This window comes from Sagittula stellata E-37 (assembly GCF_039724765.1).
In the GTDB taxonomy this organism is placed as follows: Bacteria; Pseudomonadota; Alphaproteobacteria; order Rhodobacterales; family Rhodobacteraceae; genus Sagittula; species Sagittula stellata.
In genome coordinates, this window is the sequence record NZ_CP155729.1 from 1,509,481 (window position 1) to 1,523,328 (window position 13,848).

Sequence of the window (13,848 nt, forward strand, 5' to 3'; positions counted from 1 at the left end):
TGTTCAACGTGGAGCCCACCCGCTGGAAACCCCGCATCGAACATCAGTCGCCACGCACCGCTTGGCGTCCGGCGCCACAGTCTTTCTTCCTGCCAAAGCCGGGCTTGACCCATGACTTAATCATCGTTTTCCCTCCCCTCAGAAGGAGACTATTCATGCCCCATATCATTCGCGCTCTCGCATTCGGCCTCGCCGCCGCCCCTGCCGTCGCACAGCAGACCGAGTATAGCGACGCCACCCGTGGGACTGTCGTTCTCCCTCAGGGCGATCATTCCTTTGCCGATGCGGTCGTCTCGCGCACAGTCGGCAGCGGAACGATCAAGACTTCGGCCGCAGACCCCGCCGCCACGCTGGGCGCACCGAATTATTCCGGGAATGTGAATGACGGCAGCTTCTTATCACTCGGTTGCAACGGGAATGTGGTCTTGCAGTTTGCCGACAACGCGCTGGTCGATGTGGAGGGGCCGGACCTATACGTGTTTGAGGTCGGGCCGAAAGTCGAGGGTATGTCGCTCGCCATTTCTACCGATGGCATGGATTGGACAGACATCGGCGCGATTGCCGGCGGGCGTGCCGAAGTAGACATCGCAGACGCCGCGCAAGACGGGGCTGATTTCCGCTTTGTGCGTCTTGCCGATGACGGAGAGGACTGTGGCACTTCATTTGCCGGGGCGGACGTCGATGCGGTCGCGGCTATCGGTTCCGCCTTGCGTTTCACGCTTGACGGCGCTGTGCTCTTTGCTCATGACAGCAGCGACCTCATGCCTGATGCCAAGGCCGCTCTCGACGAACTGGCCGCGCAGATCGCCGACGCCAATCTCTCTGCCTTCCGCGTTGTCGGCCATACCGATGCCACCGGCAGCGACGCCTACAATCTGACACTGTCGCAGGAGCGTGCCGCAGCTGTGCGGGACTATTACGCCAGCATGGACGTTTTAACCAACGTGTCGATTTCGTCCGAAGGTCGGGGCGAATCCAATCCGCTGGCCAGCAACGAGACAGAAGAAGGTCGCGAACAGAACCGCCGCGTGGAGATCATCGGGCGCTGATATGGCGTTGTAATGACGCTTCAGCGGCGCCTCAGGGCGACCATGAAGGATCGTTGAACGCAGAAGCCAACGTCGGCAATGCGGATGACGGCCTCGCAGCATTCATATAGCCTCCCAATGGCCGGAATGGGCCGGAAGCGTTGATCGACAAGAGGGGCCGGCGGATTGCAGACCTTCTCTGCGCATGCAAACCGAGCCCGGCGAGATCATGGAAGCGGACGTCGGGCCAGAGCCAGTGTACCGTCGACCGCCAGACGTCTTGCTACATGTTCATACCTCACTGGGCTACTGTGCTTGGGAACCTGAAGGGGGTCTCAGCAAGCCTCGCCTTCGGCGGCGCTGTCGTTCACCGTCGCCTAGAGGCGTTGGAAGCATGTGAAGGGAGCACCGGTCCCACGACTCTCCAAGCCTGAGGAAAATCAGCACTTCCCGGCACCGTGCCGAACCGTACAGGCCACTTCCAGTCACGTTCCTGGACAGGCAATCGGCGCATGGGCGACATCCTCGTCTCAGTCAAATGGGACAGAGCGTGAAGCTCGAAGAGAACATACCAAATTTTGGTATAACGACTGAAAAGTGAAACAATTACCCAAAACTTGAAGCTGGTCCCAACTCTTGGCCCCCGCAGTTTGGCTTCATCGAACGTCGCCCAAAACGACACAGACGAGGACAGACAGATGACGAACACCAACGCCTCTCCCTGCAGCTACCGCTGCAAAAACGCCAACTGCCTCAAGCGCCTGAAACAGATCCTTCCCGTTGAACGCGCAACCCCGGCAGCCAAGCTCGACGGGCTCACCGACCTCCTTCTCAAGACACAGGATGCCTTCCCGGCCTCCGCCGGCTTTGGAGATGAAGAGGCCACCGTCTCCTGCATGAACACCCGAAACGATATGATCCGCTATCTCGCCCTTCGCGCCGCGCGCTTCGTCGGCACAGGGCAGCGCGCCTATGAGAACATGGCTCCGACGCCCACGCATTTTATCGAGCCTTGCGATTTCCACGCCATGCACTCCTGGGTGAAGCGCGACGGCAAGGTGCGCTACGCCATCCGCATGCAGGACGCGCTGACCGCCCTGCGCAACCAAAACTACACGGATTTCCACCCGTTGCTCGCCGCCAAAGCGAGCCCCGGCGACGTCTTGATGACCCGCTTCTTCACCCCCGAGGGCGAGAGCACCAACCTGCGCGATGTCTATGCCCTGTTCCGCGCCAATTATGCGGCAAACCTGCGCGCCGGTGGTCGCATCGCATGGCTCACCTGCTCCAGGGCGCATCTGAAGTTCTTCACCAAGATCGGGTTTGTAGCCTCCGGCACCTACACCTGCCGCCACTCCAGCGAACAGCACCTCATGCGCCTCGATCTGCACGATCGGGCGCACCTCGCCGCCATGCGCAGCCCGCTGCTGCCCGTGCATGACCGCATTCTCCTCAACTGCCCCCTCCACTCCAGATCAAACCGAAAGGACAAGACCATGACCAACCTCGAGACCAAATGGACCTGCGGCCGCGACTTCAGCCAGATGGCGGCCATCATCGAAGAGGCACAGGGCCGCTTTGCCCAAATCCTCCAGCGCTACATCACCTCCGACAGCGACAAGCGCGTGGCCTACCAGCGCTTCCTCTCCTTCGAGTACCACATGACCCGCGGCGTGAACCGCTACTTCATGCGCGTGGCGGCCAGCCCGAAGCTCTCCCGCCTGCGCCCCCTGCGCAAGTTCTTCACGGATTTCGCCAATGAGGAGGAATTGCATTACCTTGTCGCGGCTTCGGATCTGAAGGCCCTGGGCGAGCCAATCCTGCCGATGCCCTTCGATGTGGCGCTCTGGCACAGCTATTTCGAGGCCGTCACCGACAGCAACCCCTTCATCCGGGCCGGTGCCGCGATGATCCTCGAGAATATCTCGGACGGTGTCGCCCGTCCGCTGGTCAAGGAGGCGCTCTCCGCCCCCTTCCTCGACCGCTCCAACACCAAGTTCCTGGTGCTGCACCAGCATGAAACCCTGCCGCACGGCGATCAGATCATCGAGGCGCTGACCTCTGCGGCGCTGCAGCCGGAGGACGTGGACGACCTCATTCTCGGCGCGCGTCAGGGCATGGTGCTCTACCTGCGGCTGGTGGAATGGGCGCTGCTCTTCGATGCCCCCGAAACCGTGGCCGCCCACGTCACGGCCCATGCGGAAGAGGTGAACCACGCGGAGATCGCCGCCTTCAAGATGGACGACCTCGTGCACGACTACTGAGCCCAACGGTTCAAGCCGCGGCGGGGGCCGCCCCCGCCGTCCCAGTCCGCTGCCACATTTTCCGGAGGATGACATGACCATGCTGACCCATCGTTTCGACAGCGCCCTAAGCGCCCTTCTGCCCCGCGCCGTCACCCGGCCGCACCGGGCCCCGGAGGTCGACCGCGTGGTGCTTGCGCGCCGTTCCACCCGCGCCTTCACAGATCAGGAGGTCGATCCCGCGCAGATCCGCGAGATCCTCGAACTGGCCGCCCGCGCGCCCTCCGGCACCAATATGCAACCGTGGCAGGCCTATGTGATTACCCGCCCCACCATCGCCCGCATCGCCGCGAAGATCGACGCCTGCGGGGTTGCGCCGGAAAAGGCGCAATGGGACGATTATCGCTATTACCCGGACAAGATACCCGCGCCACTGAACGCCCGCCGCCGTGCCGTGGGGGCCGCGCTGTATGGCGCGCTGGGGATCGGGCGCCGCGATGTGCAGGCGATGCGCACCCACTTCCGCCGCAACCTCGATTTCTTCGGCGCGCCGGTGGGCATCTTCGTCACCGTCTCGCGCCGGTTGGAGCAAGGCTCGTGGCTCGATCTCGGCATGTTCATGCAGACGCTTCTGCTGGTGGCGGAGGCGCGCGGGCTGGCGACCTGTACACAGGCGGCCTTCGCCCCGTTTCACAAGGTCATCCGCCCGGAGATCGGCATGGGAGAGGACGAAATCCTCGTCTGTGGCATTGCCCTTGGCCACGCGGAGCAAAGTGCGCCGGAGAACAGCTTCCGCACGGAGCGCGCGCCGCTCGACGACTGGGCGCGCTTCGTGCCAGTTGCGGCGGAGGTGTGACCCGGTGCCGTTACGGGCGGCTTCCGATCAAGGGGCCCGTCTCGCGGTCGGGTGTCAGGGCCGGGTGTCGAAGGCAGTCTGGCCTACGGGGCTCAGCGGGGGGGCGGGGCACCGCCCAAAAGGCGGCGCAGAAGGTCATTGGCCGCACTTGGATCGTTCGCTGCCGTGTCGATGATTTCGTCGATCCGGACCGCCAATGCGGGTTGCGTCTCTTCAAGCGTGCCGCGCAGGGCTTCGAGGTCCACAAGCGCGGTCTTGCGCCGTTCATAAAGCGCTTCGCAGGCGTCCTGCTCTGCCTGCGTGGCAAAGAAATAACTGCCCGTGGAGAGAAAGCCGCCCTTGTTGCAGCGTTCCAGAGCGGTCTGACTGCGGGGCGGGGCCGGATCGGCCCGCGTTGCGCTATCCCCCGCCGAGGACCTCGGCGGCACGCGCGGTCCCGGTGCGAGGCAGCGCAGCGAAAGGTAATCATAGGCCTGCTGCGACGCCGCGTCCCGAACCGTTTCGCGGTCGACCTCCTCAAGGGCCGCACAGAGTTCCGGCGCAGGCGGTGTCGGAGGGGCCTCGTCGGACCGGACGCTCTCCAGCTGTGTCGCGGGCCGTTGCTGTCCGTGCTGTTCAGCAACGCCAGTCCCCGCCAGCCCGAGGGTCACTGCCACAAAAATCCCGAAAGGCACACGCATCCTCACCCCCTTCACTCGGCTCGCAGGCTGGCGACGATGGCACGCATCTGCGCGCCGTAAAGATCCTCCAACTGCCCGCCGCTGCTGATCAATACGATGGAGCGGAAGTCGCTTCGGGTCAGCAATCCGCAACTGGCTAGAAGCACGAGCAACGTCCGGCAGCTTTCGAAACTCATGATCTGCACCATGATCTTGCCGATGGAGCGTTGATCGAAGGTCACCCGCCCGTTGGCGCTTTCATGGGCGACGAGGTCCATCTGCTGCGGCGTGAAAAACGCGCTCTTGATCCGCGCCGCCGAGAGGCCGAACCGCGTATAGCCGCGCTCGCAACTGTCCAGAAGCGCCCGCATGTCATCGTTGTGGCGGCGCATGAAGCCCTTGATCTGCTCCGGATCGGACAGCTTCGCCTCCCGCAGCGCATAGAAGAACTCCGCCAGTTGCGCGAGCCCGTCGGAGCGCAGCAGCCTGCGCTCGTCCTGCGCCAGCTCCGGCCCGCCATGCTCTGCCCGCCAAGCCTCGGCGTGATCCACCACGGCATCGAAAAACGCGGCCCGCGCACCACGCATGGCGGAGAGGCAGATCAGCTCGGAGGAATAGGGGCCTTGGGTCATGGATCGAAAACTACCAGTTTATCCAGTCTCGTCCACATCGGTCCCCGGCTTCCCGAACCATGCGCGTCCACGCACGAATGCAATTCGGAATGACACCACAGGTCACTCCACCACCGTCACAAGGAGAGCACCCGACTCGCCCGTGCTCAGGTCATAACTTTGGACCGCGAGACCTTCGAGGATGCGCCCCTTGATCCGCATCTCCCCGGTGTTGAAGCCGACATTCTCGTTCAGGGCGGTGATCGAAACCGTGTAGACGCCGGGCCGGAACCCGCCTGCGGGGCTGAACTCCTTGAAGCGACTCTCAAGCAACACGTTGGGTTCGGCATAGACCACGCGCCCGCTGCGCGCTTCGGTGACACTGATCGAAATCCGATCCCCGTCCACGTCGCCATGATCGCGCACACCGATGGACGTGATGTCCGAGGCGGTCACAGGTTCGAGGCCGCTTTCATCGACAGCCAGATCGAAAGTCACGTCGCGCCCGACCGGCAGGCTGCCCGGGTTGCGGTCTTCGGCGCGGAACCCCTGCTGCCAGCGGTCGACCTGAGCGGTCATGGCCCGGGCTTCCAGCACGGTCTGCTCGTAGGGCGCATGATTGTCCCCGTACCGCAAATTCTCAGGCAGGGACATCAGGCGTTCGAGTTGGGCGTCCAGCAGTGCCTCCACCTCGGCCAGTTTGGCAAAGTAATTCGGCTTGTATTCCAAAGGCGTGCGATACTCGTCGAACCATACGCCGAAGTTGTGATAGGGCGAGCCGCCCTTGCGTTTGGAGACGGCCTCTTCGTAGTCCCGGAGGGCGTTCCCGAGCGCCTTGTAGGAGATCGACCTCTGATAATTTCCGAAAAGATACCCATAGGATCGTTTCACCCCATCGGTCACTCGCGCAAAAGCCTTCAGCTTTGTTTCGATGCGCGCGGTGCGATCGTTGTCGGCCCACCATGAATGCAGATCGTGGAGATTGAGGTCCGCGCTTCTGATCGTCACATCGACGATGCTCAGCCCTGACCGCCAGAAGTCCTGCGCCTGCGCCTTGCTCATGTAGGCGCGGTTCGGTTCATTGATGCTGGGCGTGGTGATGAAGGTTTTGTCCCAGTCCAGCCCCGTGGGTGTGTTGAAGGACCATTGCTTCTGGCGCATGATCGCGCCGCCGTCGGCAACGATGCGTACACTGGTGTTAAGCGCCCGCGCAAAATGGAACTCCACATCCATATCATAGATGTCGATGAGATCGCGCGCCTCGCTCGGCAGCGCGTTGAAGTTCACGGTCTCGTAGCGATTTCCTCCCGGTACGAAGCTGGGCACCGTGACGGTGCCGCCGACCACCTCGTTGCGAATGCGCACGGACAGGACCGGGTCACCAAAAACGAGGCCAAGGCGCATCTGACCTTCGTAGTTGACGCGCAGGTTCGTGCCCAACTGATTGGGTCGAGCCTCGCCGAGGACGGTCGTGGAGCCTCTGAAATCATGGGTGAACACGCCGGGGTGAAAGCTCCCGGATTGCTGCGCCTGTGCCGGGGAAGGCTGGGTGCCGATGAGGAAGGCCGTCGCGCAGATCAGGCCAAGGGCGCATGTCAGGCGGGCGAAAAATCGTTCACTGGCCACTTCTGAGATACCTTTCGAAAGCACTTTGCTGGCTCTGGACCAATTCCGGCGTCCGGCCGGTGTCGAGTCCGTCAAGGTCGACCAGTTGAATGGGTGTCCGGGAGGTCATGCTCGCAGGCACCTCCGGAGGTGTCACGCGTGTGACTTTCTTGACCGGGGGCGGAGCGGAGCCGTTTCTCAGGATCACGGGCGGTGCCTGCTCGACGGAGGATGGGTCCACAACTGCCATGACCTCGGCGGAGAAGTTGACGAGCATCTCGTTTATCTCCTCCGTGAACATCACCACGAAGGCGAGCGCCGGGGCGGCGGCGAGGAGGAAACTCACCCGCGGTGTCCGGGCCAGCAACCCGGCAAGGAACCATCCCGAGACTCCGAAGATCGCGCCCGCACCGAGCGAGAATCCAATGTTTTCATTGAGAATTATATCGTACAGCGCCACGAAGGCCGCTGTGCCCAGTCCAGTAAGAAGGGCAACGTGGTCTGACTGGTCCTCCTTCGACTTTGCGTTCCATCTTGGGGAGTTCGAAGGCGTCGGAGATTTATGCGTACCATAGGTTTCCGTGGCGGCGCTCCAGCCTGGGACCGGTGTTTTTCGATTGCGGTTGGCGGGCGCAGCTTTTGGTTTTGGTTGGGGCTTGTCCGGTTGCATCGCATCGAAAACGATCGGGCGAGGTGCAACCTTTGGAGCGGGCGCGGCAGGGGCAGGCCTTGCCTCTGTTTCGGCGGACGTCGGATCAGGCTTTGGGTCTGGCTGCATCGCATCGAAAGCAGAAGAGGTAGGTGCTGCTTCCGTCTCGGCGGGCATTGGATCAGGCCTGCGGTCTGGCTGCATATAGACAAAGGGGCTGGCGGAACTTGTCTTCTCGCCCGGTGCGGGCGCAGGATCTGGCTTCGGCTTCATTGACTTGGCCGGTGCATCAGTCGGGTCGCTCTTCAGCCCAGGCTGCGCGCTATCCTTGGAAGATACGTTGCGCGCCGCATCGTTCATCAGGCTGATCACAACAGGTGGCTGATTGTCCCGTAGATAAGTCTCCTCGATGCTGGTCCGCTCACCTCCCACGCTAAGTGTGACGAGATGGGTCTTCTCGTGAAGAATGTCGCCGGCGCGCAAGAAGATTTTCGCCACGGTGGCATCAGACGGACATTTGAGCCGCAGAATCTGCCCGGTACGCGTCATGAGTTGCGCGATCTCTTGGCCCGGCACGCAGACGTCATCCTCCTGCGCCGCGATGGATACGACTTGCATTGGATAGTCCTGCCCCGGACTGGCCAATCGCCGACTTTGTGGAGGAATATCCTGTGCGATCCCCGTCGGATCTATCACCGCAAGCAACGCCTCCGAATTCAAAAGTTCATTCGCCGCACAGCGCCAAATGATCTTGCCGTTAACCGGCATACGCAAAGTGTGGGAAATGTTTTGATCAGGATTTACGATGGTTACAACTTCACGGCCTTTGCGCAAGACAGAGCCAACGGCTGGTTCTCCACTCGAAGCATAAAACTTGCCTTCGAACACCGGCGCCGCGATATCGACGTGAGACTCCTTCTTTGGCGGGGCAAGAGGCGCAGCCAACGAGAAATGTGGTGCGTGCTTATCCCAAGCGTCGCCGGGCCTGGGGGCGAACTGCAACCATCCGTCTCGAGCCGCTCGCACCTGAAACATGCGCCCGGCCTGATCTGCGATAGACAAGATGAAGTCGCCTTCGGCTACCGCGTCGCCTGGCCTGAATTGAATTTGAATGACACTAAGCTTGCCATCAGACTCGGTTGGGAATGTTGAAACCCTTGATTGCAATGAAAATTCCTTCGGTAAGCCGCTGTCATGATCTGCTAAAAGACTGTACTGTTCAACAAGTTTGGGTTTCAGATCTGGAAGGCAAAGTTGCGTATTGGCAAGGTGAGCTACTCCCCATCTCTTGGACAGGATCTGGCGTAATTTAAGCTACTCGTCGCACCTGCTGATGGGGTTGGTTGATATCATTTCTTTGCCAATAGACCAGCGACGGAGGTTGGCCGCCCAGGGCTGAATGCGGGCGCTGGTGGTTGTAGAAGGTCATCCATTTCCGGATCGCCGCTTTCGTCTCCGATCCGGTCTCCCAAGCATGCAGGTAAACGCATTCGTATTTCAGGGTGCGCCACAACCTCTCGATGAAGATGTTGTCGAGGAAGCGGCCCTTCCCATCCATCGAGATCCGCACCGCTGATCGGCGCAGCCGGTCCGTCCAGGCGAAGGAAGTGAACTGGGACGGTAATCCCCCCATTTGTGCGGGGGCTTAGGCGTAGAATCTACGCGGCCATTCTCAGTTTCTGGGCGGGCGTCATGCCGCCGTTGCCCATGTTGGGGCGCTCGTTGTTGTAGGACCAGAGCCACTCGGTGGCAATCTGCTGCACCTCGTCGATGGTTTCGAAAATGTGGAGGTCCAGCCATTCGTGCCGGACCGTCCGATTGTAGCGCTCGACATAAGCGTTCTGCTGCGGTTTCCCGGGCTGGATATGGGCCAGGGCGATGCCCTTGTGTTCGGCCCATTCCATCAAGGTTCCACTGACGTACTCAGGGCCGTTGTCGACCCTGATCCTCTTCGGAACGCCACGCCATTCGATGATCTGGTTCAGGGCCCGGACAACGCGTTCGGCGGGCAACGAGAAGTCGACCTCAATGCCCAAACCCTCACGGTTGAAATCGTCCAAGACGTTCAGCAGCCGGAACTGGCGCCCATCTCCAAGGCGATCCGCCATGAAGTCCATGGACCAGACCTCATTCGCAGCCTCCGGAACCGCCAGCGCGTCAGGCTTCTCCCGTTTCAGCCGCTTGCGCGGTTTGATCCTGAGGTTCAGCTCCAGTTCGCGGTAGATGCGGTGGACGCGTTTGTGGTTCCAGCCATGACCTTGGACATTCCTCATGTACAGGAAGCATAGGTCGAAGCCCCAGGTCTTCTTCGCCTTCGTCAGCCCAAGCAGCAGGTCGGCGATCTGCTCGTTTTCATCGTCCAGCTTCGGGCTGTACCGATAGCAGGTCTCGCTGACCTCGAAGGCTCGACACGCCAGCGCGATGCTGACGCCCCTTGTTGCCACCGCTTTCTCGGCCAGCGCGCGACGGTTCGCTGGCCATGTCACTTTTTTCTCAAGGCCTCCTTGAGCAAGTCGTTCTTCATGGTGACGTCGGCATACATGCGCTTAAGGCGCCGGTTCTCCTCAGCCATGGCCTTCATCTCGCTGATGAGGCTGGCGTCCATCCCGCCATACTTAGCCCGCCATTTGTAAAGCGTCGCACTGCTCATCCCGTGCTCGCGGCACAGCTCGACAGCGGGCACTCCGCCTTCCATCTGGCGCAGCACACCCATGATCTGGGCCTCGGTAAATCGTGTCTTCTTCATCGGAATCTCCTCGTTCATCCTGCCGAGAAAATTCTACTTCCGCATCCCTCTAAGATCGGGGGGGGATTACCATGCGTCCCAAATCTCGATGGGCTAGGGCGTGAAGTTATGACAACTCCGTCCTTCCGCACACTGATTCCCACTCCCATCTTGCAGTTGAACGCATCTTACCTTTATTCACACGATGAAAGATAATCACGTTATGCGCGACTTGCGACAAGCCGCATGATGCAACCTGTATAAGGATGTCGGGCAAAACTGAAACCAATCTAAGATGCAACACGGACTATGGTGCGGCTGAAGGCAGAGTGGATTTCTGAGTAGGCTTGGGCGAACTAGGTATGTAGTCGTGTAGTCGCCTCGACTACATAGCGGGCTACATTGTAAATAATTGAATATAAATGAAAAAATGCTAATTTTGGGCCATTTGTAGTCGAGGTGACCCCCGTGCCAGAAACCTCGCCCGTAGGGGTTTTTTTGTCCAGGGGGTGTGGGCTTGCCTCTATCTCACACCTCCACCCCGCTTATCTCTATCAATTCTCTATAGTATTGAAGGGCTACAAGGCTACATAAGGATTAAAGTGTTTTATTTCAGTAGCTTACGATGTAGTCGCCTATGTAGTCACCCCTGGGCGGGCGGCTACGTAGGGTTTTTATGTCGTGGAATCAGTTAGTTATGTGACTACATCCCGCGCCGTGGTAGAAGGGTGATTGTGTGCCAAGATTGAGCTGGGTGGAAAACGAGCAGGATACATGCACTAGTTGAATGTCGCACTCTTGGAGTTGAGCTGCATCGGATTAACGTCATATGAGTCCCATGGGAGCCGGGACTCTCACCTTCGATCCTCGAGCTAATCCCCGCTGGCAGGGCTGGCCCCCGGTCCCGCCATCGCCAATGCGCGTGGATGTGGGCCGACCCGTTCTTTTGCTGGTGAAGTCTTCCACAACCTCTCTAGTTCGGCAGATCGTGGCCTCTGTCGGCTTTGGCGGTGCGAAGGTTAGGGCGAAATCAGGTTTTCTCTAAAATTTCCATGGAGTTGAGGGCGGTGACCCCGCGGGCGGTGCCGACTCGCATAAAGTGGGCTAATATGAGATTGTAAATTTAAAAAAGTGACTGACGTGCTTTCTGCGGCTGGATTGGCATCTTCGAATGTGAGCCATCCTCATAATTAGTCCAGTCTTGTTGAGAGACTTCTCAGATTGCGCGAGATCCGCGGTCGGCGCCCCCCGCCCAGGCCCGCGAAACCGCCAAAGTACCTAAAGCCATGATGCGAGGGGGCGCCAAATGCCTCCCATTCGATGCGGCGAAACCGCGACAGGCGACAGGCGAAACCGCGCCCCCGCAACCCTGCCCCGTCCTCGGCGGAGCAGGGACTCGGCTACGCAATGCGCGAGGGGGCACTATTCGAAAGGCGGGGGCGGGTATTGCCTCAGGGGGCGGGGGCAACAGGCGGCGGGGCGCCGAGGGGCAGCCGCAGGGCGCAGCATGGGAGGGGTAGCAGATCGCCGATGGGCAGCCGCAGGGCGCAGCATGGAAGCCCGAGGAAGGTGGTCCCAAGTTCAATTGCGCGCTGCAACGCTTCCTCGCGGGCCTGATCCAGTGCCTTTTGGATCTCGCGCTCGCGGGAAGTCATACCAGCCTGTTCAACCTATTTGCGCAGGGCCTCCACCGTTTCGTCCACGATGTCTTGGATGTCCTGTTCCAGCTTCGCTTGGTTGTCCGCCTCATGCGCGATGCTGCGGCGACGATCCTGTTCCTGTTGCAGGAGGCGGAGCCGTTCATTGAAATAGGCTTCGGCCTCTGACCTGAGACCCGTATCTTCCTGCAGTTTGAGGTAGAGTCCGCTCCAACGAGGAGACGGATTATGAAGCGATCGAGGTTCAGCGAGGAGCAGATCATCGCGATGCTGAAGGAGCAGGAGGCCGGCATGGCGACGGCCGATGTCTGCCGCAAGCACGGGGTGAGTTCTGCGACCTTCTACAAATACAAGGCGAAGTATGGCGGGCTCGAGGTGTCGGATGCGCGACGGCTGAGGGCGCTCGAGGACGAGAACGGCAAGCCCAAGAAGCTGCTGGCCGAGGCCATGCTGGACAACGCGATCCTGAAGGATGTCGCGGCAAAAAAATGGTAGCGCCCGGTGTCAAGCGGGAAGCGGTGGCCCACGTCGTTGCGACACACGGGGTGAGCCAGCGCCGGGCGTGCCAGGCCCTGGCCGTGGATCGGTCGAGCGTGCGCTATCGCAGCGTCCGCCCTGACGATGCCGGGGCAAGGACAGCGATGAAGGCCGTGGCGGCAGAGCGACGGCGCTTCGGCTACCGCCGCATCCACATCTGCTTGAGCGGCAGTGGATCGTGATGAACCTCAAGAAGCTGCGGCGGCTCTATCGGGAGGAGAAGCTCCAGGTGCGTCGCAGGGGCGGCCGGAAGCGGGCCCTCGGCACGCGTCGGCCGATGCTGCTGCCAGATGCGCCGAACATCCGCTGGAGCCTCGACTTCGTCAGCGACGCGCTGACGGACGGACGCCGGTTCCGGGTGCTGGCCGTGGTCGACGACTACAGCCGCGAGTGCCTGGCGCTGGTGGCGGACACGTCGCTGTCGGGACATCGCGTCGCCCGGGAGCTCGACGCCGTGATCGCCCGGCGGGGGCGCCCTGCCATGGTGGTCAGCGACAACGACACGGAGCTGACCTCGATGGCGATCCTGTCGTGGTGCCAGCGCACCGGCGTCGAATGGCACTACATCGCGCCGGGCAAGCCGATGCAAAACGGCTTCGTCGAGAGCTTCAACGGGCGCTTCCGGGACGAGCTGTTGAACGAGACACTGTTCTCGACCCGCGGCGAGGCCCGGCAGCAAATCTGTGCCTGGCAGGACGACTACACCCACCACCTCCCGCACTCCGGCCTCGGGAACATGACCCCGGCTGAGTTCATGGCAATGAGGGGCTGGAAATGCGCGCCGCGTAGCCCCAGAAATCAACCCGCGGATTCCCCGATTGGCCGGAGGAGAGTCGGGTCTCAGGTCACCTCCTGCATCCGCTCAATACCGAGCCAGTCCGTGAGAGAGTCAGGGATGGGGTTGCGGAGGCCTGCCTCGACCATGGCACGAGCGGTCTCGATTTCCGCCGCGAGACGTGCGTCATCAATAGCGAGGTCCAGTTTCACTTCGGGCAGAAGCGTCACAATCTCGCCGCTGCCGGTCAGGTTCGCAAAATCCTTGGCGAGGCGGCCGACAGAGGTGCCAAGATCGCGGAATCCGGCCGCGACGGCCTGCAATGCGCTGCTGTCGGCAAGTGCTGAAATCAGCGCATCCCAAGCGTTGCCGAGTTCCTTAGTTGCAGCCTACCAGCCTTCGGTCTCGCCCTTGGCGTCCTGCACACGGTCGCCTAGCGCCCGGGCATCGACGGCGAGGGCGCCCGCCGAGTCCCCCCGAGTCCTCCATCGCTCGGATTTGC

The 13,848-nt window shown here is 61.2% G+C and carries 9 protein-coding genes and 2 pseudogenes; 5 read left to right on the forward strand and 6 right to left on the reverse strand.

All coding sequences use genetic code 11. The features are described 5' to 3' along the window. Window positions 1–155: 155 nt before the first annotated feature. The 3 genes from ABFK29_RS07200 (at window position 156) to ABFK29_RS07210 (ending at window position 4,127) form a co-directional block, all read left to right on the forward strand. Window positions 156–1,049, forward strand: coding sequence for an OmpA family protein (locus ABFK29_RS07200; RefSeq protein ID WP_005856499.1), 894 nt, complete (start codon window positions 156–158; stop codon window positions 1,047–1,049). 677 nt (window positions 1,050–1,726) lie between these two features. Next, the gene (locus ABFK29_RS07205) at window positions 1,727–3,292 is read left to right on the forward strand and encodes a hypothetical protein (RefSeq protein ID WP_005856501.1); all 1,566 of its coding nucleotides are present in this window, start codon (window positions 1,727–1,729) and stop codon (window positions 3,290–3,292) included. A gap of 73 nt (window positions 3,293–3,365) precedes the next feature. Next, window positions 3,366–4,127 (forward strand): nitroreductase, encoded by a 762-nt coding sequence (locus ABFK29_RS07210; protein ID WP_005856502.1) that lies wholly within the window; start codon window positions 3,366–3,368, stop codon window positions 4,125–4,127. 92 nt (window positions 4,128–4,219) lie between these two features. Here ABFK29_RS07210 and ABFK29_RS07215 read toward each other — a convergent pair whose 3' ends face one another. From ABFK29_RS07215 to ABFK29_RS07240, 6 genes and pseudogenes are all read right to left on the reverse strand, one after another. Continuing rightward, complete coding sequence (locus ABFK29_RS07215) at window positions 4,220–4,807, reverse strand: hypothetical protein (protein ID WP_005856504.1); 588 nt, start codon at window positions 4,805–4,807, stop codon at window positions 4,220–4,222. Window positions 4,808–4,818: 11 nt separating this feature from the next. Continuing rightward, the gene (locus ABFK29_RS07220) at window positions 4,819–5,418 is read right to left on the reverse strand and encodes a hypothetical protein (protein WP_005856506.1); all 600 of its coding nucleotides are present in this window, start codon (window positions 5,416–5,418) and stop codon (window positions 4,819–4,821) included. 102 nt (window positions 5,419–5,520) lie between these two features. Continuing rightward, a complete protein-coding gene (locus ABFK29_RS07225) occupies window positions 5,521–7,023 on the reverse strand; it encodes a hypothetical protein (protein ID WP_005856508.1) in 1,503 nt (500 codons plus the stop codon). Continuing rightward, complete coding sequence (locus ABFK29_RS07230) at window positions 7,013–8,713, reverse strand: hypothetical protein (protein WP_198135693.1); 1,701 nt, start codon at window positions 8,711–8,713, stop codon at window positions 7,013–7,015. Before ABFK29_RS07230 ends, ABFK29_RS07225 begins: the two co-directional genes overlap by 11 nt. A gap of 247 nt (window positions 8,714–8,960) precedes the next feature. Next, a pseudogene (locus ABFK29_RS07235) lies at window positions 8,961–9,269 on the reverse strand (transposase); the annotation flags it as partial. Between the two features lie 40 nt (window positions 9,270–9,309). After that, window positions 9,310–10,397, reverse strand: a protein-coding gene (locus tag ABFK29_RS07240; protein ID WP_085983413.1) for an IS3 family transposase whose coding sequence is annotated in 2 segments (ribosomal slippage) — window positions 9,310–10,145 and window positions 10,145–10,397 — 1,089 coding nt in all. Because the reading frame shifts where the segments join, the coding sequence is not laid out codon by codon here. A 1,607-nt stretch (window positions 10,398–12,004) separates the two neighbouring features. On the opposite strand from ABFK29_RS07240, the gene ABFK29_RS07245 reads away from it, so the two are divergent. Continuing rightward, window positions 12,005–12,202 carry a hypothetical protein gene (locus ABFK29_RS07245; protein WP_005856518.1) on the forward strand — a complete coding sequence of 66 codons (198 nt, stop codon included), beginning with the start codon at window positions 12,005–12,007 and terminating at the stop codon, window positions 12,200–12,202. A gap of 60 nt (window positions 12,203–12,262) precedes the next feature. Continuing rightward, a pseudogene (locus ABFK29_RS07250) lies at window positions 12,263–13,331 on the forward strand (IS3 family transposase); the annotation flags it as partial. Window positions 13,332–13,848 lie beyond the last annotated feature (517 nt).

What these genes read in the sequence shown, in the direction of transcription:
- ABFK29_RS07200 (WP_005856499.1), top strand. Translation starts at nt 156, where the DNA reads ATGCCCCATATCATTCGCGCTCTCGCATTCGGCCTCGCCGCCGCCCCT.
- ABFK29_RS07205 (WP_005856501.1), top strand. Translation starts at nt 1,727, where the DNA reads ATGACGAACACCAACGCCTCTCCCTGCAGCTACCGCTGCAAAAACGCC.
- ABFK29_RS07210 (WP_005856502.1), top strand. Translation starts at nt 3,366, where the DNA reads ATGACCATGCTGACCCATCGTTTCGACAGCGCCCTAAGCGCCCTTCTG.
- ABFK29_RS07215 (WP_005856504.1), bottom strand. Translation starts at nt 4,807, where the DNA reads ATGCGTGTGCCTTTCGGGATTTTTGTGGCAGTGACCCTCGGGCTGGCG.
- ABFK29_RS07220 (WP_005856506.1), bottom strand. Translation starts at nt 5,418, where the DNA reads ATGACCCAAGGCCCCTATTCCTCCGAGCTGATCTGCCTCTCCGCCATG.